We start from the raw sequence: 23,838 nt of genomic DNA, 5'->3' as shown, positions 1-23,838 counted from the left end.
GTTTCAAGTTTCAACTTTTAAATTCCAAGTTATTGCACTCTAGCGTTTTCGATGTAGCGAGATTCGATTCGATGTAACCCTCCCAGCGGGAGGGTGATAAAGCAGCTCGCGATAGAAGACGGCGGCAAACAGAGATTCCGTTAGAGATAGCACGTTTCTAATTTCAAATATCAAGTTGATGGCGTTTGATTATCCATGACAGCAATCGCGACTAAATCCAACTACAACGCCGACGCCATCGTCGCACTCGAAGGTCTGGACCCGGTCCGGAAGCGTCCGGGCATGTACATCGGGGGTGTCGGCACCGCGGGACTGCACCATCTGATCTGGGAAATCGTCGACAACTCCGTCGACGAAGCGATGAACGGCCACGCCAGTGAGATCGTGGTCACGCTGCACAAAGATGGGCAAACCATTTCGGTTTCCGACAACGGACGCGGCATCCCTGTCGACAAGCACCCCAAGACGAAGAAACCCGCACTGGAGATGGTGCTGACCATCCTGCACGCCGGCGGCAAGTTCGAAGGCCAGAACTACAAGACCGCCGGAGGTCTTCACGGCGTCGGGGCATCGGTGGTCAACGCGCTCAGCAAAGAACTGACGGCGGTGGTCCGTCGCGACGGCGCGCAGTACAAGATGGAATTCGAACGCGGCAAGCCGACCACGAAACTCAAAAAACTCAAGGGCGCCGTCCGCGGCAGCGGAACGACGATCACCTTCACCCCCGATCCGCAGATCTTTCCCAAGACGACCTTCGACACGACACTGATTCGCGCCCGTCTGGAAACGGCCAGCTTCTTGCACCGCGGTGTTAAAGTCACCTACGTCGATGAAGTCGCCAAGACCAAAGAATCGTTCGTTCACGAACAAGGCATCGTCGACTTCCTCAACAAAGTCCTGAAGGAACGCAAAGCGCGCCCGATCCACGCGACTCCGTTCAGCCATTCGGTTGACGACGACATGCGGATCGAAGTCGTCTTGCAGTGGACCGAATCGACCGATGAACACGTCCGCAGCTATGTCAACGGAATCCCGACCGGCAGCGGCGGAACCCATGAGAACGGTTTTCGCGGCGGACTGAACAAGGCGGTGCGAAACTACATCGACACCCACAATCTGACGCCCCGCGGCGTCAAGATCACCCACGAAGACATCCGCGAAGGAATGGTGGGGATCATTTCGGTCTTCGTCAGCGAGCCGCAGTTCCAGGGGCAAACCAAAGACCGTTTGAACAACCCCGAAGTTCAAACGTCCGTCGAAGCCGCGGTGCGTGGCGAGATCGAACAGTGGATGAACAGCAACCGATCCATCGCCGATTCGATCGTCGCCCGGATCATCGCCGCCGCCCGCGCCCGTGCCGCCTCCCGAGCCGCCTCCGAAGCCGTCTCACGCAAGGGCGGTGCGAAACGAACGATGCTGCCGGGCAAACTGAGCGATTGCTTGTCCAGCGGAAAGATGCAGTCCGAGCTGTTCATCGTCGAAGGTGATTCCGCCGGCGGCAGCGCGAAACAAGGCCGCGATCGAAACTACCAGGCCATCCTTCCGCTCCGCGGAAAAGTTCTGAATACCGAAAGCGCGACGCTGAAGAAAATCCTGGACAACAAAGAAATCCAGGATATGGTCGCGTCGCTCGGTTGCGGGATCGGTCCCAAGATGGACATCGCCGGACTGCGCTACGGACGCATCATCCTGTTGGCCGATGCCGATTCCGATGGGCACCACATCACGACGTTGTTGCTGACGTTCTTCTATCGTCACATGCCCCAATTGATCTCCGACGGACGACTGTTCATCGCCGTTCCGCCGCTGTATCGAATCGATCTGGGCAAAGAAACCTACTGGGCCAAAGACGACGCCCACCGTGAAGAGATCCTGCAGAAACACGGCGGACGGGCCAAACCCGAAATCACGCGTTTCAAAGGACTCGGCGAAATGATGCCCAAAGTCCTCTGGCAAACCACCCTCGATCCCGCCCAGCGACAACTGCTGCGGGTGGAAGTCGATGACCAGTTGGAAACCGATCGCGTGATCAGCGACCTGATGGGACGCGACGCGTCGGCACGGTTCCGGTTTATCATGGACCGGGCAGCGGACGCCGAAGTGGACGTTTAGGAAGAGACAGAAGATGGCAGATTGATAAGGGGGCAGAATGATACGAGACAGATCTCCACACCATCATTCTGCCACAACAACATTCTGCCACCACATCCGACGGCCGAATTCAACAGAGCCACTTGAAGCCTTAAGCCTTCAGCTTACCGGCCAGTCGCAGTAATTCGACCACCGCCTCGGCGGCTTCGTTGCCTTTGTTGCCGACCGTTCCGCCGCTGCGTTGAAGCGCTTGTTCGAGCGTGTTGCAGGTCAACAGTCCGAAACCGATGGGTTTGCGTGTCTGGACTCCCAATTGCATCAGCGCATCGCTGACGCTGCGATTGATGTGTTCATCGTGTGTGGTTTCGCCCTTGATCACGCAGCCGAGCGTGACGACGGCGAGCACCTCGTCGCGGTCCAGTGCGTTGGCGGCCAACAGGACCAATTCCCAAGCGCCGGGGACGCGAATGATTTCCAGGTCGGCTTCGGAGTAACCGGCAGCGGTCAGCGTTTCGACGCTTCCGCGGACCAGCGAATCACAAATGCCTTCGTTATAGCGACTGGCGATGATGACAATTTTTCCGGCGGGCAGCTGGCCATCGACACCCGTAATCTCAGTCAACATCCTTCACGCTCAGCAAAAACTCGGCATTGTTCTGTGTCTTTTTCAATCGCTTGATCAGGTCATCCATGGCATCGACCGGCGAGACCTCGGACAAGGCGCGTCGCAGCGCCGAAATCCGTTTGAACTCTTCTTGATCCAGCAGCATTTCTTCGCGCCGCGTGCCACTTCGGCTGATGTCGATTGCCGGCCAGATCCGTCGATCGACCAACGACCGGTCCAGGACGATTTCCAAGTTACCGGTCCCTTTGAACTCCTCAAAGATCACGTCATCCATCTTGCTGCCGGTATCGACCAACGCGGTGGCGATGATCGTCAGCGACCCGCCCTCTTCGGTTTTCCGGGCGGAGCCAAAGATCGACTTGGGTTTCTGCATCGCGCCGGCATCCAGCCCGCCGCTGAGCAATTTGCCGGTGGATTCGCCGTCGCTGTTGTGGGCTCGAGCCAGACGCGTGATCGAATCGAGAAAGACGACCACGTCGACGCCGGCTTCGACCATCCGTTTGGCTTTTTCGATCACCATCTGGGCGACTTGGATGTGTCGCTGGGCGGGTTCGTCAAACGTACTGCTGATGACTTCGCACTGCGGCCCGCGGACTTCGCGTTCCATGTCCGTGACTTCTTCGGGACGTTCATCGATCAGCAGAATAAAGACATAGGCCTCGGGATAGTTCGACAGCACCGCGCGAGCCATGTTCTGCATCAGCACGGTTTTGCCCGCGCGAGGCGGGCTGACGATCAAACCGCGTTGCCCAAACCCGATCGGCGTCAACATGTCGACCACGCGTGTGGACATCTCACCGCCTTCGTGTTCCATCATGATCCGGCGATCCGGATGCAGCGGCGTCAGGTCCTCGAACGGGATCGCGGCGTTGCGTTGCGACGGATCGCGGCGATTGATGGCCTCGATTCGCAGCAGGGCAAAATAGCGTTCGTTTTCTTTGGGTGGACGGATCTGGCCGGCGACATGGCTACCCGTCTGCAGTCCGAATCGACGGATTTGGCTGGGCGAAACGTAAATGTCGTCGGGACAGGACACGTAATGATGCTTGCTGCTCCGCAGAAACCCGAACCCGTCGGGCAGGATTTCCAGCGTGCCTTCGCCGTACATCAGTCCACCGACTTTCATGCGGTGTTTCAAGACGGCAAAGATCAGCTCCTGCTTGGACATCACCTCAAAGTCGGGAATGCCGTCTTCGCGAGCCATTTCCAACAGCTTCGCGTCCCCCAACTCTTGCAATTGGGCCAGGTTCAGCTGGGGCCCGTCGCCGCCGGAGGGAATCCCGACGCGTTGTCCGACCTTGGTCGCTTCACTGACGATCTCTTCGGGCAGCGACAGCGGATCCCGCTCCGCATCGAGTTCTCGGATGCGTCGATCGACGACCTTGTCCGGATGTCGTTGTTGGCGTTGCCGGCGGTGACTGGAATAATCACGTGATCCGCCATGACGTTTTGGTCCGCGATCATCAGCGCGGTGTTCGTCGCCCGAAGGCCGATTGGATTGCATAGTCGTGGCGTCCGGGGAGGACGCGTGGGAAGAAGAGGAGTGGAGAGTCTGGCAGCAAACTGCAACGAGAAGGGAGGCAGGAGGAGGTGTCTGGAGGGACCGGTGAGGGAGACACGAAGACTGAGGGTAACGGAAATATGACCGTCGCTGAAAGGGAACCGACGCTTTGCGGGGCTTGAATTAGGAAATCGTTCCGCGGTCGGAGGAACAGTGACGCTCCGGCGGCCGCGATGGGGCGTCCGCCGGCGCACCGGCTGCTGGGTTCATTCTAACGAGATCCCGCCACCGTAGACGAAGATTTTGGTGCAAAGCATCTAAGGTCGCGTCATTGCGCATAACGAGATTACTGAGTCGGCATTTCGTCTCTATCGGCATCTGATTGGCCTCCCGACGATCCAGTTCGGCGGCATCCCAGCCCCGTGTTTTGCAGCGATCCAGCCGATTTTCGCGTGTCGCGTCGACACACCAAATCTGGTCACAACTCCGGTCCCAGCCGGATTCAAACAGCAGCGGCACGTCCAGCAACGCGACCGCTCGCCCGCGGTCGGCGGCTTGGACAATCCGCCGCTGAATTTCTTGACGGGTCAGCGGGTGCAACACCGATTCGAGAAACGCCAGGTTGTCCCGCTTTGCCTGATCGTTACCAAAGACCAAATCGGCCATGGCAGCGCGATCGATCGTTCCGTCGGAATTGAGAATGCCGTCGCCGAACCGGGCGGTCAGCGCCGAGACGACGTCGGGGCGACCGAGACAGTCGCGTGCGATCAGATCGGCATTGATCCATTCCGCCCCCAGTGACGCCAGAAACTCAGCGGCCGAAGATTTTCCGCCGGCCGGTGATCCGACCAACCCCAAAATCAGCATCGCATCGCTCAACTCGATTACGGAAGATAAAGCCAGGAGGAACAGGCCGGACAGTGTGTCAAGAATCCCAGTCGGACGCGATCGACCATCTGCGTGGTCAACGTCTGATTGCATCCGCCACAGGAATCGTCTTCGATCGGTGCCAGGGCTTCGTCGCCGCGGCCTTCGGTTAAACGTTTGTACTCCGAACGGGCCGCCGCCGGGACCTCGGCTTCCGCCTTGGCGAGTTCATTGCGGACGTGGTCCAAATCGGCTTGGACGACGACCATTCGGTTCTCCACCGCCTCGACGCGTTTCTTGTGCTCGGCCGTCTTTTCGGCCAATTCACGCTCGGCCACCGCGACGGCTTCTTGCAGCTCGTCGATGCGTTCGAGCCCTTCAAAAATCTCGTCACTTTGAACGCTGTTGGCCTGTTCGTCGGCCGCGATCTGCTCCTTCAGAAGGTCGAACTCCTTGTTGCTCGACGCCGTGTTCAGCTTCGCTTTCAAGCCCTCGATCCGATCCTCTCGCGATTTCAATTGAAGCTGTTTTTCGTCGCATGCCAGCGTCGCAGCTTTGACCGCCTGCTTGGCCTGATCGAGCGTCTCCTGGCTGGCCTGGACCACACCCTCGCCGGCCTTGATCTGTCTCGGTCCCCGTGCAAGCTGCCCCTCCAAGTCGCCGATTTGCAAAAGCAGTGAGTGCAAGCGACGCAACAACGCGCTTTCGAATTGTGTCTTGTTGTCGACGGCCATGAAGATCTAGTTCCCGAGGAGAAGTGAACGCAGCGGGCACCATGATACCGCCGTATCCCGCTCAGCAGGAACCCGTCGACCGATCGAGGTAACGCAACATCTCGGAACGCCGAATCGCCCCTTTTCGATTCAACAGCCGCTCCCTGGCGTTTTCCGGAACCACCAACCGCCGGATCCGACGGGGCTGTTCCCAGCGTGGCAAGGTGCGGACGATCGCGTCGATTTCGCGAATCGGAAGTTCCGACTCGGTCGTCTCCACCCAAAACTCAACGGATCGTCGTTCCGCTCCCGCCGAAACGACCGCGGTCCGCACACCATGAATCGCCGCAAGCCGCTGTTCCAGTCCCAGCGGGTCAATCTTGTGCCCGTTGGACAAAACGATCCGGTCGTCACAGCGTCCCAAGATTTGCAACTGTCGCGTGGCCGGGCCGATCCGCACGCGATCGCCCGTGTCCAGCCAACCCGCCGCGTCGATTCGCCGCGCGGTTGATTCGCTGTCCTGCCAATAACCACGCATCAGATGCGGCCCACGTACAAACAGCCGCCCTTCCTCCGGCCCGTCCTTCTGCACAGGCTCACCTTCAAGGCGATATTCCCAGCCGTCGACGAAACGACCGGCGTGCCCCGCAATCGAATCGCCGGGCGTTTGACTGGCGATCACCGGCCCCGCTTCGGTCAACCCATAACCCTGGATCACCGTCACGCCCTGCTCGCCCCACCGCCAAAACTGATCTTCTGTCATCGCCGCTCCCCCACAACCGACCAACCGCAGCGACGGCGGGACGGGGCCGCTTTCCAGCACGCGACCGGCCAAGCTGGGGACCAGATTGCACAGCGTCGGCGCACATCGTTCGCACACCCGTTGCCAACCTTCGTAGCCGCGTGCGATCGCCAACGTGCACCCCGACAGCAACCACGTGCCCAGATCGCATGTCCTGGCGTAACCATGAGCGATCGAAAGCACCGTCAAACGCAGATCCGTTCTGGACTGTGGAACCGACCGCAGTTTGGCGGCGGCATTGAGCAACTGACTCGCGTGCGACAAAACAACTCCCTTGGGCTGGCCCGATGTCCCGCTGGTCCACAACACCAACGCGTCGTCCGTTGCGGAAACCTCCGGCAACTCCGCGACGACGGATCGACCGGAATCGGAACGTATCGCATCGTAGCCGCGACGAACGAGTTCTCCCTTGGCAGCGTCTTCCAGCCAATCACAATCGACCTTGCGGCGACAGCCCGACAAATAGTCGGCTCCGCCATCAACGTCCACCGGGATCTCCGTGATCCCCGCCGCTTGGCAAGCCAGTGCGATCACGACATCGACCGGCGTGTTGCTGACCACGTGCATGACGGGTGCATGATGCGGATTTTGTAACCGCAGCCGCACGGCAACGGCCTTCACCCAGCGCGCCAGTTCCGCCCACGTCACCGAGTCCTGTGGCTGGAACGAACCCGAATCATCCGAAAGCAGCAGCGCCCGCCCCGTGGCAAATTGCTCCGCGTTTCGGTTCAGTGCATCGACAAGGGTACCGATGGAATGTGTCACGGCGCATTCACCGATCGAAGGTCGATTTGTTGCGGAGAATGTGGTGGTAGTGCTGGGCGAAACGGTGTGATTCATCGCGGACGTATTGCAGCAATCGCAGCGCGAACGAGTTCTTGCTCAACCGCAGCGGCTCACTTTCGCCCGGCCGAAAGATCTCCTCGTCGCGTTTGGCCAACGAGATGACGGTCGGCGGAGTGATGTCCTGATCACGAAACGCCGCCATCGCCGCGCTCAATTGGCCCTTGCCGCCATCGATCAACAGGATGTCGGGGAACGCATCGCTGTCGTCGCTGAGCCGGCGAAAGCGGCGTGAGACCACTTCATAAATACTACGAAAGTCATCGATGCCGTCGACGTCGTTGATTTTGAAGCGCCGGTAGCCGGGTTTAAAAGGCAGCCCGTCGATGAATTGGACCAGGCTGGCGACCGTTTCGCCGCCGCCCAAATGCGCGATGTCGACGCCTTCGATGACCCGGGGTGTTTCCTCCAGCGACAACACTTTGCGGAGACCCGCCAAGCCTTTCTTCGGATCGATGTAAAACACCTCCGGCTGGGCGTGCGTGTCCAATTCGCCGCGTTCTTCCAGTCGTTCCAACATTTGAATTTCATCGCGGACGATGGCCGCACGTTCGAAATCCAGCGCTTTGCTGGCCGCCGTCATCTCGTCCCGCATCTCCTTGATCAATTTGCGTTTCCCGCCTTCGAGAAACGTTTGCAGCCGCTTGATGTCGCGTCGATACTCTTCTTTGCCGATGCGAAAATTGCAAGGCGCGGTGCACTGATTGATGCTGGCCAACAGACAGGGGCGAAACCATTTCCAGCGTTCGTCGGATTCCGAGATGTCCAACGAACAGGTGCGAAATTTAAAGATCCGCTGCAGCACTTGGATCGCACCGCGGAGTGCGCCGGCGCTGGCAAACGGCCCGTACAGCTTGACACCCTTTGCTTTCGGTTCCCGCGTGACTTCGATTCGTGGGAACTCTTCACGCGTCGTGATCATCAGGTAGGGAAAACTCTTGTCGTCCTTGAGATCCTTGTTGTGCTTCGGCTGGATGTCCTTGATCAAACGCGACTCCACCAACAAGGCATCGACCTCGCTGTCGCAATCCATGTAGTCGATGTCGGCGATCTCCCCGATCCAGCCGGCCGTCCGGGCATCCTCCGCGGCCGCTTTCAGAAAGTAGCTTCCCGCGCGGCTGCGCAGGTTTTTGGCTTTGCCGACATAGATCACCCGCCCGGCATCGTCCTTCATCAAGTAGACGCCGGGTGACTGGGGAAACGTTTTGACCTTGGCGGCTGCCTGATCAAATCCGGTCGGTGATTCAGCAGAAGAGTCGGTCATCCGCGGAGGAAAGGGGTTGAAGAAAATTAAGATCGCCGAGGCGTTCGATCCCAGGATTGGGCCTTGTCGACCCCTCGTTCCAAGGCCCTGCCTTTTGGGCCTCGTTCCAAGGCTCCTGCCTTTTGGGCCTCGTTCCAAGGCTCCGCCTTTTGGGCCTCGTTCCAAGGCTCCGCCTTTTGGGCCTCGTTCCAAGGCTCCGGCCTTTGGGGCCTCGTTCCAAGGCTCCTGCCTTGGAACGCAATTTCGGTGCGGCTCCGCCGCCCGCCGCAGGCCGTCCGGAGGCGGAGCCTCCAAGACAGTGTGTTCCAAGGCAGGAGCCTTGGAACAAGGGGGATGTGAACGCCGCGATTCACCGTTCGACCTCCCCTCGCTTCGCTCGACCCTCCTACCAGGAGGGTGACTTTAAAAACTGCACGACCTCCACACGGGAGGTTGCTTGAGCCGGTGCGGCCCGCGGGGTTCACTTCTTCGCCAACGACCAATCCTTGCGTTGGCGGCTGCTGGGAATGCCCATGCGTTTTCGGTACTTGGTCACCGTCCGCCGCGCGACCGTCATGCCTTCTTCGGCGAGTTTTTTGACCAGGCTTTCGTCGCTGAGCGGATCTCGTTTGTCCTCGCTGTCGATCAACTCTTGCAGCTTCAATCGAATCGTATCCCACGCGACGTCTTCGCCATCATCGGTTTGCGTCCCGCCGACGAACAGGCGATGCAGTGGAATGATTCCGCGTGGCGTCTGCATCCATTTGTCGTTGACTGCGCGGCTGACCGTGGTCACGTGCACGCCGACTTTCTCGGCGATCTGTTGCATTTTCAGCGGCTCGATCGCTTCGGGGCCTTCGTCGAAGAATTTCTTTTGATGCGCGACGATCGCTTCGGCGACTTTCGTCAACGTGCTTCGACGCTGCTCGATCGATTCGATCAACCACTGGGCGCTGTTGATTTTGCGTTTGATGTACTCGCGTTCTTCTTCGGTACACGACTGGTCTTGAAGCCGTCGGCGGTAGTATTCGCTGATGTACAGCGAGGGAACGCGGTCGTCGTCCAAGGTGATCTTGTATTCGCCGTTCTCGTCTTGCTCCAAAATGATGTCGGGCGTCACGTTGGGAACGTAGGTTTCCATGAACGCGGCGCCCGGTTTGGGATTCAAGATCTGCAGCTCGGCCCGAACGGTCTGAATCAGCTCGATCGAATAGCCGGTGGCTTTTTGAATCTGGGGCAATCGGTTGGCGGCCAAATCCTCCAGGTGCGAGCTGATCAGTTTTTCCATTTCCTCGAAGTGCTCGAACTCCGGACGCAATTGCATCAACAAGCATTCGCTCAAGGAACGCGCGGCGATCCCGGTCGGTTCGAGGGACTGGACGACCTGCAATGCCCGCTCGGCGACTTCGTAGTTCTCGGCGGTATGATCGCTGGGCAGCAGATCCGCCAAGGGCGTGCGCAGGTATCCGCCGTCGCGGGCATCCAAGGTGCTGATGATCCGCTCGGCGATCCGTTCGACATCGTCATCGATGTCCAATTCGGCGAGCTGGTGCAGCAGAAAATCGTTCAGCGATTCGGGCCGCGACTGGGCGTTGGCCATCAGATCGTGTCGCCGATCGGCCTCCTCTTGCATCCGACCGGAGGAGCGTCGGAAGGAATCGTCAAACGTGTTGGGCAGCTCCGAGACCATGTTCTGCAGACGCTCGAAATCGTCCGAGTTGTCGCCGCTGTCTTCAACGACCAACTCCTTCTCATCCTCGCTGCGATTGTCGGCCGACGGCGGCAGGTCTCCCTCTTCAGGCGCCGGTTCGGTCTCCTGCTGTTCCAGCAGGGGATTCTCGTTCATCTCCTGTTCGATGCGTTCCTGCAACGCCAGCATCGGCAATTGCAGAATCTCCATCGACTGGATCATCCGTGGGGCCAGTTTTTGGGTCTGAACCATTCGGGCCTGCAGGCCCATCGACATTCGCATTCCGCTCATGAGATCCGCTTTACACGTTTGGACGCTCTTTCACCACCGCAATGACATTTCTGCGCGGGTGCTCCGGCGACCTTCGGCTCTGCCACATCATACCCTTTTTGGCCGGCCGGCGAGCATATCTTGTGCCAAAGAGCGCCGATTTTGCCCCCTATAATTTTTGCCGGCCCACCAAGGCATCGGCAATCATTTCCCGATTGGCATATTCCAACACGCTTCCGGCCGTAATGCCCCGCGCCAGCCTTGTGATTTGCACCGGAAACTCGGCCAGCACATTGCTGATGTACAACGAGGTGCCATCGCCCTCGACATTTGGGTTGGTGGCCATGATGATCTCCGTAAAATTCCCGTCGCGGACCCGATCAACCAGCGCATCGATGGTCAATTGGTCCGGGCCGATCCCGTCCAGCGGGGCAATTCGGCCGAGCAACACGTGGTACAAGCCGTTGAAGGCTTGCGACTGCTCCAAACTCATCAAATCGCGGGGCTGCTCGACGACACACAACCGGGTGGTGTCACGACCGTCAGAGCGACAAATCGCGCAGAGTTCCTGTTCGCATAGATTAAAACAGGCCTGGCAATAACGGATGTCGCTGCGAATCCGCCGAATCGCATCGGCCAGCGCGATCGCCTCCGCCTCCGGGACCCGCAACAGATGGAACGCCAGCCGCTCGGCGCTTTTTCGCCCCACGCCCGGCAACCGGCCCAGCTGGTCGACCAGTTCAGAAACAGCCCCTGCATGCTTGTCCACTTCGCAGACTCCGTCGCGCTCAGCGGCCGATCAGGGACGTCAACAGCCCATCGACGCCGGGGATATCTAGATTCATGTCCGCGACCATCGCTTGAATCGCTTCGGCGTAGGTTTGCTTGGCCGCGGCGCCGGCGGCGTTGGTCGCTTCCAACACCCCCTGTTCGATCTCCGCGTTGCTCATGCCATCCTGGGCGATGTTCACCGATTGGACCTGCCCGACGCAGTTGACGACGACGAACACCCTGCCGCATGCCGAATCGCCGCGGACATGCTCGTTCTGCATGCGGGCGTTCAATTCCTGCATCTTGTGCGGCAAATCCTTGAATGCGGCCATCATGGACGCGATGTTGCCGAGATTGCCAAGTCCTTTAAACATGTGATTGCAGAAAACGAGTTGGGAAACGTCTGGAATGGATTGGATTTCAAACCGAAACACGGCCGTCTGGCGCACCGGAAGGCCGTGCCGGGAACGCCTTGGATTGTAGCGAATCAGGAAAGTCTTCGAAACGACGGCACGCGGGCAGGGTTGCTGTTAAAATACGATTCCCGCCGTATTGCCCTCGCTTCGCGATTCAAATCACCTATGCCGCGTCTCCGCTTCTTCTGTGTGGTCTGCTTGATCACCAGCCTCTGTTGTTCCGAATCCGTCCCAGCGCAGCAGTGGAACCGATTTCGCGGCCCAGGGGGCCGTGGTGTCGCCGAAGCGGATCTGCCGGCGACGTGGAGCGAGACGGAAAATCTGGCTTGGAAAACGGACCTGCCGGGCAAAGGCAGCAGCAGCCCCGTCGTGTGGGATGATCGCATCTATCTGACCGCCTACACCGGCTATGGGATGGAGTTGGAAAACCCGGGCGATCCGGCAGCGCTGATGCTGCACGTGATTTGCCTGGATCTTCGCCACGGAAACATCCTCTGGGATTGCCCGATCAAGCCGTCGCCGGACGAACAAGCGCTCAGCAAGCGAGTCGGCGAGCACGGCTATGCATCCCCGACGCCCTGCGTGGACGACAGCGGGGTCTATGCCTTTTTCGGACCCTCCGGATGCGTCGCGGTCTCACACCAGGGTGAACTCCGCTGGCAAAGAAATCTGGGAACCAAGACGGTCGGCTTTGGTGCCGCGGCCAGCCCGATCTTGTTCGGCGATCTGTTGATCCAAAACGCATCGATCGAATCCGGCACCCTCTATGGTCTGGAGAAGCAGTCCGGGGAAATCCGCTGGAAAACCGACGGCATTCAAAGCGCATGGACCACCCCGACGCTCGTCACGCTGCCGGACGGGTCGGTCGAATTGGTCGTCAACCAGAAACTGGCGACATTGGGCTTTGATCCCCACACCGGCAAGCAACATTGGTCCTGCGATGCGATCCAGGACTACGTGGTGCCCTGCGTGATCGAGCACGACGGTCTGCTATATTGCAGCGGCGGTCGTTCGAACAAGACCTTCGTCATCCGTCCCGGCGGACGCGGCGATGTGTCTCAATCGCACCTGGTCTGGGAACAATCCCGTGGCGCCAACGTGACCAGCCCGATTCTCGTCGATGGTCATCTGTATTGGTCGCACGACAAATCGATCGCGCTGTGCCTGAGAGCGAGCGATGGGGAAGAGATGTTTCGAGAACGGATGCCCACGCGGAGTCGGGTTTATGGCTCGATCGTCAGCGATGGCAGCAAGCTGTACCTGACCACACGCGATGCCGGCGTGTTGGTGCTGGCCGCCCAGCCGGAGTACAAAGAGCTTGCCGTGAACAAGCTGGGGACGGACTCCGAACGCTTCAACGCCACCCCCGCGATCGCGTCGGATCGATTATTGTTACGTAGCGATCAACGACTGTATTGCATTTCAAAATAAACGTTTCCATTCCTTTTTCTGCCGATCGAACCACCGTGATTCACCCCAACCCATCCCTTCGCACGCTCGGTTCCCCCGTCGCGTGGTTGTTGCTTCTTAGCCCCGGCTTGCTCATCAGTTCAGCGTCGGGCGAGGCGCCGGCCAAAGTCGAACCGCTGCCGGTGGCCGACGCCGTCGCAACCACCCCGACGGAAATGAAGCCTTACGCCGAGCCGATCGAGCACACGCAACTGAAGATCGATATGGTCCCGATCCCGGGCGGCGAATTTTTGATGGGCAGCCCCGACGACGAAGACGATCGTGGCGACGACGAAGGCCCCCAACGCACCGTCAAAGTCTCTCCGTTTTGGATGGGCAAGTTCGAAATCACCTGGGAACAGTACGACGTCTGGAATGAAGAAGTGGACCAGCGGATGCGCAAGATGCTGGCGATCGCTCCGACCCCGCGTGACCTGGCCGTCGACGGTGTTTCCAAACCCACCGAGCCCTACACCGACATGAGCTTCGGCATGGGCCGCGAAGACTATCCGGCGATCTGCATGACCCAACACGCCGCACGCACCTATTGCAAATGGCTGTCCGCGAAAACGGGACGCTACTACCGGTTGCCGACCGAAGCCGAATGGGAATACGCCTGTCGCGCCGGGACCCAAACGCCCTATTCGTTCGGCAGCGACGTCGACGAACTGGAAGACCACGCCTGGTTCTTTGACAACAGCGACGACACCTACCAACGCGTCGGCCAGAAAAAGCCCAACCCCTGGGGGCTGTACGACATGCACGGCAACGTTTCCGAGTGGGTGCTCGACCAGTACACGCCCTACGATTCGATCAAAGAATCGGTCGACCCGTTGGTCGTCCCCAAGACCCTGTATCCCCGCGTCGTTCGGGGCGGGGGCTGGGATGACGATCCCGAAGTCTTACGCAGCGCCGCGCGAAAAGCGTCGGCCGAAGAATGGAAGGACCAGGATCCCCAGGAACCCCGCAGCATTTGGTACCACACCGATGCCCTGTCGGTCGGTTTTCGCATCGTCCGCCCCTTGGAAGAACCGACGCCCGAAGCCAAAGCCGCCAAATGGGACAAGACCGAACCGGAACAAAAAGACCCGGAGGAGTGATCGAGCCAACTCACTAGCCGACTCGTGACGAGGCTCCGCCTCGTCACGCAAGGAACGCGAGGCTCCCGCCTCGCGCGACACGACCGCGAGGCAGGAGCCTCACAGAAACCCCCGTTCCCAGGCGGAGCCTGGGAACGAGATGAGATCGAGCAATCTCACTAGCCGACTCGTGACGAGGCTCCGCCTCGACACGCAAGGTTCGCGAGGCTCCCGCCTCGCGCGCAACACGACCGCGAGGCAGGAGCCTCATAGAAACCACCGTTCCCAGGCGGAGCCCGGGAACGAGATGAACCCAACCACCAACTCTTCCGACTCCCCCAACCGAGATTTTTTTCGATGACGAACCCGACCCGACGACAGTTTCTGGCAACCACGACGAAAGCCGCCGCGGCTGCCACCACCCTTGCCGCCGCCCGACCACAAACGGTCCACGCAGCCGAAGACAACATGATCCGCGTCGGGCTGCTCGGTTGCGGCGGACGCGGAACCGGTGCGGCGATCAACGCATTGACCGTCGACAACGGGCCGATGACCCTGGTCGCAATGGGCGATGTGTCCGAAAACAAGATGAAGAGTTCCTACACGTCGCTGTCAAACAAGAAAAAGATCGGCGCCAAGGTCGACGTGCCCGAGGAGCGACGTTACATCGGCTTCGACGCCTACAAAAAGGTCATGGACACGCTGGAACCAGGCGACGTCGTGATCTTGGCCACCCCGGCGGCGTTCCGCTGGGTGCACTACAGCTACGCCATCGAGCGTGGGTTGAACGTGTTCATGGAAAAACCCGTCACCATCGACGCCCCGACCTCCGTGCGGATGTTGGAAATCAACAAAGCCGCGATGGCAAAAAACCTGAAGGTCGCGGTCGGATTGATGTGCCGACACTGTGTCGCCCGCCAAGAATTGTTCGACCGCATTCAAAACGGCGAGATCGGTGACCTGATGATGCTGAGGGCCTACCGCATGGCCGGACCGACCGGGTCGGCTGCGGCGCCGCCCAACACCGGCGACCTGAGCGAACTGATGTACCAGATCAAACACTTCCACGGTTTCCTGTGGCTTAGCGGCGGGGCGGTCAGCGATTTCTTGATCCACAACATCGACGAATCCTGCTGGATGAAGAACGCCTGGCCGGTCAAAGCGATCGCCTGCGGCGGACGCCACTATCGCGGCGAAGACGTCGACCAAAACTTCGACGTCTACTCGATCGAATACACCTTCGACGATGGAGCCAAATTGCTGGTCGACGGACGCACCATGCCCGGTTGCAAACGCGAATTCGCCAGCTTCGCCCATGGCACCAAAGGCTCCGCGGTGATCTCCACGGCGTCACACACCCCCGCCAAGGCGCGGATCTATTCCGGACAGGCGTTCGAGAAAGACAACCTGACCTGGGAATTCCCCCAACCCGAACCGAATCCCTATCAAGTGGAATGGGACGATCTGGTCGCCGCGATTCGCAACGACACCGCGTACAACGAAGTCGAACGCGGCGTGATGGCCAGTGCCGTGACCAGCATGGGACGGATGGCGGCACACACCGGCCAGGAAATCACGTTGGATGAATTCATGAAACACGATCATGAATTCGCCCCCAACGTCGACCAACTGACGCTCGATTCCGACTCGCCGCTACAGCTGAACGCTCAAGGCAAGTACAACGTTCCGATGCCGGGATTGGTCAAAAACCGCGAATACCTTTAATCCGCGGCCGGCGGCTGGAAGGCCCGTTCGATCTCTTGATCGTCGACGTCTTCCACCTCCGGTAAGTTCCCAGGGCCTGGCATTTCACTCGCCGGAAGCGAGGAAACCACCACCGCTTGATCGAGCGGATCCAGGCCCAGTGCAATCTGCAACGCCCCCAACGCGGTGAACCAATCGCGTTGGGCTTCGACCAACTTGATCTCGGTTTCGTTGGCCTTGGTTTCCAACAGGTTCAAGTAGATCAGGTCGATGTAGCCCTTCTCGAAACCTTTCTGGTAGCGGGCCAACGTGTCCAGGGCGGCGTGCAATGACAATTCACTTTGCTCGACGATCTGCTGAGCGAGCATCAATTGGTTTTGCGCGATCTGCAAATCGGTCGCGATCTTGTCCCGTACCAACCGCAGCTTTTCATTGATTTGAATGATCTTGGCGGACGTCGATTGAATCTTGCCCCGCGCCTTGCGACGTTGAATGGGCACCTCGCTTTGGAACCCGATCATCAGCTCGAATTCGCCCTTGTCATCGGACTTCGTCGCCGGCTCGCCCATGTCCTGTGACGCTTCGGTCACAAAGTCGAAGCGGGGCAACATCTCGTTGCACGCCAGACGACGGTCCCATTGAACCTGACGAAGTTCGTACTGCAGGATCTGCGGTTCGGGACGACGACCGAGAGCGGCGGCCAAGTCCGCATTAAAATCAAACTCGCGTTGTGGTTCGATCACCGGGAACCGCGTCGGCAACCAACTCTCGGCCGGAACCAGCGGTTGCCCTGATTCGTTTCTCAGATACAGCGATAACTTGAACGCGGTGGCTTGGAACTTTTGCTGGGCCTTGAGCCGCAAGGCGCTCCGCTCGGCGATCAGTTGTTGATTCAAGACCAGATTGACCGTCGCGAACTTCCCCGCCTCGACGCCGACTTCGAATTGCTTGCCGCGTTTGACGGCCAAGTCCAGCAATTCCTGCTGCGCCTGCAAGACGGCCCCGGCGGCGACCCATTCCCAATAGACCTCGATCGCGTCGCTGGAAATCGACAAGATGGCTTGTTGGAATTGCGGCTCGGCGGCTTGTTGCTGCAAACTGGCCTGGAACACGGCGACACGTTGGGGGTCGATCGCCCGACCTTGCAACAACGGTTGGGCGGCACTGATCTTGAACTCGCCGGCATCATCGGTCTGACGTTCTTTGTACCACGGTTGATAGAACCCACGCCCGATTCGGTAACCCGCCGACAGATAGCCGCCCCACCAGGTCTGCCTGGCCACGCCCAAGCCGCTGCGATAGTTCTCGTAGAACCCCGTCGGCTCCGACAGCGAATGGGCATTGAATTTGGTGTCGTACGCTCCGTAGGCGGACAACAATTCCCCACCGGCGAGCGGCCGCAGTTGCCGGGCGCGATGGATGTCCGGATAGGCACGATACAAACTGGCGACGACATCGGCCAGTTTCAACGGCTCCTCGGCAACGGGCATCGCTTCGGCCGCTTGCCTGCCGTCGGACGTGTTGGATTCGACCACGTCGGCCGGCGGGGGTTGAACCTCGTCTTCCACCATCGCCAAAAACGCGGCAAAGGAACGTTGATCCGTCTCGTCCTGCGGAATTCGGCTTCGCTCCTGGGCACCGACATCAATCGTGCATCCGCCCCACAGCATCGCCGCGAGTGCCAGACGGACGGCGCCGCGACGCCCGGACCGGGCGATCGCAATTACGGCTTGGGCAGTTTGACCTTCGCGGTTTTTTCCTTTTTGGGCTCGCCGTCGGCCACGACGGGAGGAAATCCGTTCAATTGACGCCATATCTCATAACCGAGAGGAACTCGTTTCAGCAAAACCCATCCGTTTGCGCGCACACCCTGACGAAGGTATCGGTCATCCGGCCAACCGTCCTCCCGCTGAAAATGATTGTCCGGCGTGACGATCACGCGAAAATACCCCATCCCGTCGTCAGTTGGGAAAACCCGGTTGACTTTGCCGCCGAACGTTCCGACCGCGACCGAGGGCCAGCCGACAAACTGCACCGCCGGCCATCCCTCGAACTGCAGACGCACCTGACCCCCCTCTTGAATCAAGGGCATGTCGTTGCCGCTGACCTTCATTTCGACGGCCAATTCATCCGCATCGGGCACGATGACGAACAGTTGATCGCCTTCCTTGATGGTGTCGCTGCCGGTGACACCGTTCCACTGTTGGATGTACCCGGAACGGGGCGCCCGAATCTCCAATCGATCCAGTTCCGACCGCTTGTTCCTCAGATCGGAGATCTCTTTTTGAACCGTGTTGACCTTTCCGGTGGCCGCGTTGATCTTGTCATTGGCCTCTTGGTTCTTGATTCGGATGTCCCGTTTTTTGGCTTCGATTTCTTCTTCTTTGGATGCCAGGGCGGCATAAACTTCCTGCTCGGCGTTCTCGGCCTTGAGCACCTTGGCTTCCTGGGCGTCGACCGCTCGACGCTTGGAAAACAACTCTTCGCGTGAAATCAGTCCCTGCGGAAAGACGTCTTCGGCGACTTGCAATTGATTCAGTTTGTCACGCAATTCGGCTTGCAGCGCGGTGACCTCGTTCTTCGCCTGCTCCCACTTTTGCTTGGCCGCGTTGTAATCTTGTTGCAGCGACTTTTCCAAGGACTCGCCGGATTGGAACTGCAGTTCGGCGTTGGTCTTGGCGACCTCCAGACTGGCCTTTTCGGCCTGCAACTTGGATTCCAACGCGATGATCTGGGTATCGATCTGAGCCACGCCGTCGGCCGCGAACGGCGTCATCTGCAACAGCAACTCGCCCTCTTCGACATAGCTCCCTTCACGCAGCCCCGGTTTGACGTAGCTGACCACGCCCTTGGATTGACTAAGCATCGGTTGGGGCCGTTGCTGTGGATCGAGCGCCAAAACGGTTCCGGTGCCCCGCGCGGTCTGCCGCCAAGGCACGAACACCATCGCAGTGATCGACAGAATCAAGGCGACAAACGTGATCCGACCGACGATGCGTACGATGCGCCCGGTGCGGACCATTTGCAGTGCCGGAAAGTCATCGGCGGTAGGTTCGAATGCGATCATGTCAGTGACGAACGGGTGCGTGTCGTTAGGAGAGGTGCAACGAAATCTGGCTGTCGCAAAGGGCGGCGACTTCATCCCGATTGGTAAAGACGATCAACGTCCAGTTCGCATCGGGGCCGGTCAGATTTTCCCACAGCTGTTCACGATGCTCGCGGCTCAAATGATCCATCAGTCCGTTGATGACCAGCAACCGGGGATGCGGTCCGATCGCACGGGCAATCATCAAACGCGATTGCTGATCGATCGTCAGCGGATAGCCGCCGGTTTGGACCGGGGTGTTCAATCCGTCGGGCAACGCGAGCACGGCTTCGATCAAATCGGTTGCGGCGAGCGCCTGACGCACCCGATTGGGCGAAACGTTTGGGCGTCCCAGGCTGACATTTTCGACAATCGAACCATAAAACAGCTCGGGCATTCCGGCGTAGCCGACCAGTTCACCGGGGTCGGCGATCGCCGCTTCAAAGGCGTCAAACCCGGCGACCTGGATCACCCCGGAATCGGGATCGACGAGACCGGCCAGCGATTTGGCCAGGCAGTCCATTCCCGCCTGATCATCGCCGACGATCGCCACACGAGAACCGGCGGCAACCTCGGCCCTGGGAACCTTGCAATCGTGCATCAACGAATGGAACGCCAACTCGCTCCAACCGACCTCCGCGGGACCTTGTGGAATCGTACCGATCTCCGTCCTGGGGTCCGGCGGAATGTCCAGCAAATAACCGACTTTATCGATCCCGGCCATCATGTCGTAAAACTTCTCCAACGACTTCCCGGCCTTGGCGAACGCACCGACCACGACGGTGACCACCAGCTCGCTGGCGACCAGTTGTCCGAGCGTCAATTGCCCGTCGATGACCAGCCAGCCCCCCAGTCCGAGCAGCGCGGTGGAGGCGGCGACTTGCAATCCGACGGCGAAAATGACCTGCCGGATCACGACGCCGAACTGCTTCTTTCTCGCTTTGATGTATTCCGATGTCAGCTGATTCGCACGCAGAATCGCCAGTCGCTCACCGCCGCCCGTCTTGAACGCCGTCGGCATCGAGATCACGTCCTGCAACCAATGGGCGACTTCATACTTGGTCTTCGATTCCTTGATCGCCGTCAGAATCCCCCCCCGACCGAGAATCCACGTAAAAAAGACCATGGTGAAGATCAGGACGAGATCAAAGCCGAGCAAGAACGGGTGGTAGAACGCCAGCAGAATCAGCCCCAGGGCGGTCGTCAGCACCACCGTCACACCGTCCAGCAACAACACCGCCGTCGCCTTTTGGATCGTCATAATATCGAACACGCGGTTGGCCAATTCCCGCGGATACTCGCCGCGCAGCGAGGCCTGGTTGGCACGCGGAAACCGATGCGACAGATCGCTGACGATTCGCACAAATTGACGTCGCTGGATCATCTCGACCACCCAGGTCTGCAAGACCTTGAGCACACCCGCGATCCCCAAACACGTCAACAACATCCCCGCCAACACCACCAGCGGCTGGAAATACGTCCCCCAACTGACGACATTGACCAACCCTTCGATGACCAGCGGAGTCGCCAATCCCAACACCCCGGCAACGCCCGCAAACAAAACCACCAGCCACAAATCGCGCCGATCCAAATCCAACAGTGCGATCAAACGCCGGATCGGTGTCGGATAGTCGCCGACACCGTCGTGTGCGTGGGCGCCCGAAAGTGTTTCGCACTCCAGCTCCTTTTTCGCGACCAACATTCGCACCGAATCACGCTTCCCTAACAGACCGGTCAGATCCGATTTGCTCAAACTCAGATGCTCGGTGGTCTTCCCGATCAGAGACGCTTCCAGCCGACTGCCCTCGGCCCGTTCCAGCACCAAAATCTTTCCGCCCTCCAGCGCGAACACCACCGCATACCCCTGGCGAATCGTCGCAAACGTCTCCCCCACGCTGCGGAACGGCGACTCCCGCAACACGATGTCGGATTTCTCCGCCGCGTCCATCAACTGCCGAAACGGATCCCCCGGATCGGGCGTCTGCACGTGCAACGCGATCGGCTGCTTGTTGACCTGGACATCGAGCGCGATCACCAACACCGCGATCGTCTTTTCCACCGCACTGACGCTCGGCACTCGGTCCAAGTCGCGTTCATCGCCCTCGCGATCGATCTCTGCGGCATTGCCCTCACCCGGTCGTAACATGTCAATGATTTAGAGAATTAGGAGACGAAAACCCGGTCCACATCCTGACGCGGTCACGACTGACCCCATCACAGGTCCGGCCAAACTGTAGGGTCAACGCTCGATTTTTGACAAGCCGATAACTCGGTCAATCACCCAAAAACTCGCTGTCGACAAACCGGATCCCCGAGTACCACCACATCACCGGCAGCCCCGCCAACATCGCCAGCCCCGCGGCAATCGAACAGAACGTCCAAGAAAACCCCACCAGCACCCCGGCGATCGCCGCCGATCCGACGGCAAACAGCATGATCGGCGTCATGGACAGCCCCAGGATCATCATGAAAATCAACGCCCGCGCCCCCTGAAAGACGTCGGGGGTTCCGCTGGGCATCGGCCGCAGCCCCGTCACCGCGGAAATAAAATTGGTCATCGACGCAAATGCCAGACTGAACGCCCCCCCGGCGAACACCACCGACAGGGACTGCACCAGCGTCAGGGAACTGACCACCAGGGCCGGCAAACAAAACGCACACTCGATCGCGATCAACACCGTCGCGGTTCCGCTGACCATCCCCATCGCAATCGCCATCGGCCGAATCGGCAACGTCTGGTACCACGTCAGCAGACGTCGATTCGCCGAAAACCCGCTCTGCGCGGTGATCGACACCAAAAATCCGACATAGGCCGACGCAGCCAGGGCGATCGGCACGGCATAGGTTCGGACCGGATCGGGAATCGCGTCCGGTGAAAAACGCAGCAGCACCGCCGCGGCGATCGCCGCCACCATCCCGATCAGAATCAGCCCAGGCACCAATCGCCCGGTGCGCCGAATGGCCGACGTGACCTGCGACCACGCCACCGGCCCCACACCGCCCAGCCATCCGAACGTGGGCAACATCTGCGGCCGTTCCACGTTGCTCGTCGACACACCATAAACGTTGCCGCCGCGAATCCGCTCGAGTTTCTTTTGCCGCCGTGCGACACCTTCGACCGCAAGCTCGGAGAACCCGCCGTTGGTCCGATAACAGCTGACGGTGATTCCGGCAACCAAGGCAGCACTCGTCAGCAGACTCCACAGCCATTCGATCCCGACGGGACGTTCCATCAGCAACGCAAAAGGGCGAAACGGAAACGTCAAACCGCGTGCCGCCCAACCGCCGTTGATCGCCCGGGAAATCATCGCCACCGAATAGGCTTCCGAAGACCACAGCAATTGCTGGGCGACTTCCAGCGCGATCAGCGCCAGACTGGCCACAGCGCACCAGCGAATCGCGCGCAAACCCGTTGGCGAAATCCTGGATCGGACCAGCGTGTATTGAAAGGCGATCATCGTGATGAACGCGCCACCCAATGCGATCCCCAAAAAACCGCCCAACAGGCTGCCGAAATGCGGCAACAGGAACACGGAAAAGAAAAAACTAAGCGGCAACCATCCGATCCCAAACGTCAACAGTCGGTACGACAGGATCTGGGAATTGGTGAACGGTCCGGCAAGCACAAATTGAAGCTCCGGTGGCTTCAGTTCCAACAGCGCTTTGCCCGAATCAGTCGAAACCATTGCCGCCGCTGCGGCGTACATCAAGACCGGGATCGAACTGCCCAGCAGTTCGGCGATGATCGACGACGGCTGTTTCTGATCGCCCAGCGCCATCACCACGGTCGGCATCAGCCCGAACGAAACCATCGCCAGCATGAACAGGGTGAAGAACGCACCGGCCGGTTTCTTGACCAATCGCCAGCCCTGCCGAACCGCGGCCCGCATCAGCATCCGCATCAATTGCGTCAAGGCGGGATCAATCATCGCTCACCGCAAGATCTTGATCGCCGAGTTCTTCCGCTTGACCGGTCAACCGAAAGAACACTTCTTCCAACGAACCACTGGCGCCGCCGAACCGCTCGCGCGCCTCGCCGAGCGGACCGCTAAACAACACCTTGCCTTGTCGAATCAAGACCAAGAAATCGCACAGGTCATCGACCAGGGACAGCAGATGTGAACTGACCAAAACCGTCGCCCCCCGCTGCGACTGTTCTCGAATCGTTTCCTTCAACGTGCGAATGCTGGGCGGATCCAGCCCCGTCATCGGTTCGTCCAACAGCAAGACGTCCGGCCGGCGTAGATACGCGCACGCAATCGCCACCTTTTGCCGCATCCCCCGCGACAACTCCGACGCCAACGTGTTCTTCTTTTCGTCCAAGGTGAACCGACCGAGCAGTTCATCGGCGTCGTCTTGCCAGTCGGTCAATCGGTACGCCGACGCGATGAATTGCAAGTGTTCTTGGACCGTCAACGTGTCAAACAGCGGCGGGTCGTCGGGAACATAGGCCGTGCGTTGTTTGACCAAAATCGGATCGACCGCCAGATCGGCACCGGCCACCCGCATTCGCCCTGCGGTCGGCCGAAGAATCCCACACAAGGTTCGAATCGTGGTCGTTTTGCCGGCGCCGTTGGGACCGACCAGCGCCGCGACCGAACCCGCCGGGATCGCGAACGATGCACCGGCCACGGCGACGAACTCACCATAACGTTTGACGAACGCTTCGACTTCGATCATGGTCGGCCG

General features: G+C 59.6%; 18 protein-coding genes. 4 read left to right on the top strand and 14 right to left on the bottom strand.

Annotation, left to right across the window (positions count from 1 at the left end; genetic code table 11):
• Positions 1 to 195: 195 nt before the first annotated feature.
• Positions 196 to 2,112 carry a DNA gyrase/topoisomerase IV subunit B gene (locus tag Enr13x_RS15960; protein WP_145387693.1) on the top strand — a complete coding sequence of 639 codons (1,917 nt, stop codon included), beginning with the start codon at positions 196 to 198 and terminating at the stop codon, positions 2,110 to 2,112.
• 130 nt (positions 2,113 to 2,242) lie between these two features.
• Here the strand turns inward: Enr13x_RS15960 and ribH are convergent, their stop codons facing one another.
• From ribH to Enr13x_RS15915, 9 genes are all read right to left on the bottom strand, one after another.
• Complete coding sequence (ribH, locus tag Enr13x_RS15955; protein ID WP_390621108.1) at positions 2,243 to 2,713, bottom strand: 6,7-dimethyl-8-ribityllumazine synthase; 471 nt, start codon at positions 2,711 to 2,713, stop codon at positions 2,243 to 2,245.
• Positions 2,706 to 4,220, bottom strand: coding sequence for a transcription termination factor Rho (rho, locus tag Enr13x_RS15950; RefSeq protein ID WP_145387689.1), 1,515 nt, complete (start codon positions 4,218 to 4,220; stop codon positions 2,706 to 2,708). Before rho ends, ribH begins: the two co-directional genes overlap by 8 nt.
• Before the next feature lie 180 nt (positions 4,221 to 4,400).
• Complete coding sequence (gene coaE, locus Enr13x_RS15945; RefSeq protein ID WP_231744326.1) at positions 4,401 to 5,084, bottom strand: dephospho-CoA kinase; 684 nt, start codon at positions 5,082 to 5,084, stop codon at positions 4,401 to 4,403.
• A gap of 17 nt (positions 5,085 to 5,101) precedes the next feature.
• The gene (locus tag Enr13x_RS15940; protein ID WP_145387685.1) at positions 5,102 to 5,818 is read right to left on the bottom strand and encodes a zinc ribbon domain-containing protein; all 717 of its coding nucleotides are present in this window, start codon (positions 5,816 to 5,818) and stop codon (positions 5,102 to 5,104) included.
• A gap of 61 nt (positions 5,819 to 5,879) precedes the next feature.
• Complete coding sequence (locus Enr13x_RS15935; protein ID WP_197456059.1) at positions 5,880 to 7,364, bottom strand: class I adenylate-forming enzyme family protein; 1,485 nt, start codon at positions 7,362 to 7,364, stop codon at positions 5,880 to 5,882.
• 7 nt (positions 7,365 to 7,371) lie between these two features.
• Positions 7,372 to 8,706 (bottom strand): excinuclease ABC subunit UvrC, encoded by a 1,335-nt coding sequence (locus tag Enr13x_RS15930; RefSeq protein WP_145387681.1) that lies wholly within the window; start codon positions 8,704 to 8,706, stop codon positions 7,372 to 7,374.
• 460 nt (positions 8,707 to 9,166) lie between these two features.
• Positions 9,167 to 10,627 (bottom strand): RNA polymerase factor sigma-54, encoded by a 1,461-nt coding sequence (gene rpoN, locus Enr13x_RS15925; protein ID WP_261344184.1) that lies wholly within the window; start codon positions 10,625 to 10,627, stop codon positions 9,167 to 9,169.
• A gap of 187 nt (positions 10,628 to 10,814) precedes the next feature.
• The gene (gene recR, locus Enr13x_RS15920) at positions 10,815 to 11,414 is read right to left on the bottom strand and encodes a recombination mediator RecR (protein WP_145387679.1); all 600 of its coding nucleotides are present in this window, start codon (positions 11,412 to 11,414) and stop codon (positions 10,815 to 10,817) included.
• A 19-nt stretch (positions 11,415 to 11,433) separates the two neighbouring features.
• Positions 11,434 to 11,790, bottom strand: coding sequence for a YbaB/EbfC family nucleoid-associated protein (locus Enr13x_RS15915; RefSeq protein WP_145387677.1), 357 nt, complete (start codon positions 11,788 to 11,790; stop codon positions 11,434 to 11,436).
• 207 nt (positions 11,791 to 11,997) lie between these two features.
• Here Enr13x_RS15915 and Enr13x_RS15910 point away from each other — a divergent pair, with 207 nt between their 5' ends.
• The 3 genes from Enr13x_RS15910 (at position 11,998) to Enr13x_RS15900 (ending at position 16,085) form a co-directional block, all read left to right on the top strand.
• Positions 11,998 to 13,263 (top strand): outer membrane protein assembly factor BamB family protein, encoded by a 1,266-nt coding sequence (locus Enr13x_RS15910; RefSeq protein WP_197456058.1) that lies wholly within the window; start codon positions 11,998 to 12,000, stop codon positions 13,261 to 13,263.
• A 35-nt stretch (positions 13,264 to 13,298) separates the two neighbouring features.
• Entirely contained in the window at positions 13,299 to 14,381 is a 1,083-nt protein-coding gene (locus Enr13x_RS15905) for a formylglycine-generating enzyme family protein (RefSeq protein ID WP_231744325.1), read from the top strand.
• Positions 14,382 to 14,717: 336 nt separating this feature from the next.
• Positions 14,718 to 16,085, top strand: coding sequence for a Gfo/Idh/MocA family protein (locus tag Enr13x_RS15900; protein ID WP_145387673.1), 1,368 nt, complete (start codon positions 14,718 to 14,720; stop codon positions 16,083 to 16,085).
• Here the strand turns inward: Enr13x_RS15900 and Enr13x_RS15895 are convergent.
• The 5 genes from Enr13x_RS15895 to Enr13x_RS15875 all read right to left on the bottom strand — a co-directional run bounded on the left by Enr13x_RS15895 (position 16,082) and on the right by Enr13x_RS15875 (position 23,829).
• Positions 16,082 to 17,878, bottom strand: a complete 1,797-nt coding sequence (locus tag Enr13x_RS15895; protein ID WP_231744324.1) for a TolC family protein — start codon at positions 17,876 to 17,878, stop codon at positions 16,082 to 16,084. The two genes, Enr13x_RS15900 and Enr13x_RS15895, sit on opposite strands and share 4 nt — an antisense overlap.
• A complete protein-coding gene (locus Enr13x_RS15890; protein ID WP_145387671.1) occupies positions 17,788 to 19,131 on the bottom strand; it encodes an HlyD family secretion protein in 1,344 nt (447 codons plus the stop codon). Before Enr13x_RS15890 ends, Enr13x_RS15895 begins: the two co-directional genes overlap by 91 nt.
• A 25-nt stretch (positions 19,132 to 19,156) precedes the next feature.
• A complete protein-coding gene (locus tag Enr13x_RS15885) occupies positions 19,157 to 21,295 on the bottom strand; it encodes an ABC transporter transmembrane domain-containing protein (protein WP_145387669.1) in 2,139 nt (712 codons plus the stop codon).
• Between the two features lie 127 nt (positions 21,296 to 21,422).
• On the bottom strand, positions 21,423 to 23,078 hold the full coding sequence (locus Enr13x_RS15880; RefSeq protein ID WP_145387667.1) for a putative ABC exporter domain-containing protein: 1,656 nt from the start codon (positions 23,076 to 23,078) through the stop codon (positions 21,423 to 21,425).
• The gene (locus Enr13x_RS15875; RefSeq protein WP_145387665.1) at positions 23,071 to 23,829 is read right to left on the bottom strand and encodes an ABC transporter ATP-binding protein; all 759 of its coding nucleotides are present in this window, start codon (positions 23,827 to 23,829) and stop codon (positions 23,071 to 23,073) included. The genes Enr13x_RS15880 and Enr13x_RS15875 overlap by 8 nt, the downstream gene beginning before the upstream one ends.
• Positions 23,830 to 23,838: the final 9 nt, after the last annotated feature.

Source organism: Stieleria neptunia, from assembly GCF_007754155.1.
Lineage (GTDB): Bacteria > Planctomycetota > Planctomycetia > Pirellulales > Pirellulaceae > Stieleria > Stieleria neptunia.
Note: the sequence above shows the minus strand (reverse complement) of the source record. Positions and strands in the feature narration are given on the sequence as shown.

What these genes read in the sequence shown, in the direction of transcription:
- Enr13x_RS15960 (WP_145387693.1), top strand. Translation starts at nt 196, where the DNA reads ATGACAGCAATCGCGACTAAATCCAACTACAACGCCGACGCCATCGTC.
- rpoN (WP_261344184.1), bottom strand. Translation starts at nt 10,627, where the DNA reads ATGGTTCAGACCCAAAAACTGGCCCCACGGATGATCCAGTCGATGGAG.
- coaE (WP_231744326.1), bottom strand. Translation starts at nt 5,084, where the DNA reads ATGCTGATTTTGGGGTTGGTCGGATCACCGGCCGGCGGAAAATCTTCG.
- Enr13x_RS15895 (WP_231744324.1), bottom strand. Translation starts at nt 17,878, where the DNA reads ATGGCGTCAATTGAACGGATTTCCTCCCGTCGTGGCCGACGGCGAGCC.
- Enr13x_RS15875 (WP_145387665.1), bottom strand. Translation starts at nt 23,829, where the DNA reads ATGATCGAAGTCGAAGCGTTCGTCAAACGTTATGGTGAGTTCGTCGCC.
- Enr13x_RS15910 (WP_197456058.1), top strand. Translation starts at nt 11,998, where the DNA reads ATGCCGCGTCTCCGCTTCTTCTGTGTGGTCTGCTTGATCACCAGCCTC.
- Enr13x_RS15890 (WP_145387671.1), bottom strand. Translation starts at nt 19,131, where the DNA reads ATGATCGCATTCGAACCTACCGCCGATGACTTTCCGGCACTGCAAATG.
- Enr13x_RS15915 (WP_145387677.1), bottom strand. Translation starts at nt 11,790, where the DNA reads ATGTTTAAAGGACTTGGCAATCTCGGCAACATCGCGTCCATGATGGCC.
- Enr13x_RS15900 (WP_145387673.1), top strand. Translation starts at nt 14,718, where the DNA reads ATGACGAACCCGACCCGACGACAGTTTCTGGCAACCACGACGAAAGCC.
- Enr13x_RS15940 (WP_145387685.1), bottom strand. Translation starts at nt 5,818, where the DNA reads ATGGCCGTCGACAACAAGACACAATTCGAAAGCGCGTTGTTGCGTCGC.
- Enr13x_RS15885 (WP_145387669.1), bottom strand. Translation starts at nt 21,295, where the DNA reads ATGTTACGACCGGGTGAGGGCAATGCCGCAGAGATCGATCGCGAGGGC.
- rho (WP_145387689.1), bottom strand. Translation starts at nt 4,220, where the DNA reads ATGCAATCCAATCGGCCTTCGGGCGACGAACACCGCGCTGATGATCGC.
- Enr13x_RS15880 (WP_145387667.1), bottom strand. Translation starts at nt 23,078, where the DNA reads ATGATTGATCCCGCCTTGACGCAATTGATGCGGATGCTGATGCGGGCC.
- Enr13x_RS15930 (WP_145387681.1), bottom strand. Translation starts at nt 8,706, where the DNA reads ATGACCGACTCTTCTGCTGAATCACCGACCGGATTTGATCAGGCAGCC.